Source organism: Vibrio sp. 1562, from assembly GCF_033340155.1.
Classification (GTDB): domain Bacteria; phylum Pseudomonadota; class Gammaproteobacteria; order Enterobacterales; family Vibrionaceae; genus Vibrio; species Vibrio alginolyticus.
In genome coordinates this window covers 1-956 of the sequence record NZ_JAWOVY010000148.1, presented here as the reverse complement: position 1 = coordinate 956, position 956 = coordinate 1, and the positions used below count along the sequence as shown (strand labels likewise).

Genomic DNA, 956 nt, shown 5'->3' with positions numbered 1-956 from the left:
ACATCTGCCATCGGCACAACGATTTGTGGGTCTTCCTCTTTCGGGGTCAACCACAAGGCCGCAGCACCGACCACAAGCGCGAGTAAAATCATGATCGGAGGGAAAAAGCTGTTCATCACAGACTGAACAAAACTTCGCTTTAGTTTGTCGGGCATCCTTTCCCCTCCATATCAGATTGATTGTTTACGCGTTCGCGGTTTTCATCTTCTTCGCGTTACGGTTAGTAATGATCGCTTTCGCGAACAGAGATCCAACTAACATCGCAAGGAAGAACACTACAATGCTCACGTTGCCTAATGCCAGACTCGCAACTGCAGGGCCAGGGCAAATACCTGCCAAACCCCAACCTAAACCAAAGATCGCCGCACCAGATAGCAAACGTCCGTCGATGTTCTTATTGGTTGGTGTGCAAAACGCTTCACCGCTAACTGATTGTTTTCTCGGCTTGATGATTAAAAAATAGCTTGGCATGAATACCGCGAGTGCGCCGCCCATCACAAAAGCCAAACTTGGATCCCAACTGCCAGAAATATCTAAAAATCCAATGACTTTAGCTGGGTCGATCATGCCGGACACCGCCATGCCCATACCGAATAACACACCGCTCAAAAGAGCAGAAAAACGAAAAATAGTCTTGTTCATGGAATCTCTCTTAAACTAGGTGAAGTCGAACGAATACCGTTAGGCCAGCGACGGCCATAAATACACAGGTCGCCACAATAGAGCGCTTAGACAAACGGCCCATGCCACAAATGCCGTGTCCGCTAGTACATCCGTTACCCAGTCTGGTCCCGATTCCTACCAATAAACCAGCGGCAATCACCATCCCTAAAGAAAGGTTCGCGGTACTAGGAACCGCAACGCCCAACATCAGAACGCTAATCAAGCCACCAGCTATCATTCCAACCGCAAAAAGCAATCGCCACGAATAATCGCCTTTTTTCGGTGACATAATG

Annotated in this window: 2 protein-coding genes; both read right to left on the bottom strand. The window is 48.3% G+C overall.

Going from position 1 to position 956, the window contains the following annotated elements:
- Positions 1-183: 183 nt before the first annotated feature.
- The gene (locus tag R7Z49_RS23820; RefSeq protein WP_005460965.1) at positions 184-642 is read right to left on the bottom strand and encodes a YeeE/YedE family protein; all 459 of its coding nucleotides are present in this window, start codon (positions 640-642) and stop codon (positions 184-186) included.
- A gap of 10 nt (positions 643-652) precedes the next feature.
- Positions 653-952: a YeeE/YedE family protein gene (locus R7Z49_RS23815; RefSeq protein WP_411913028.1), complete on the bottom strand. Its 300-nt coding sequence runs from the start codon at positions 950-952 to the stop codon at positions 653-655.
- Between the last annotated feature and the right edge of the window lie 4 nt (positions 953-956).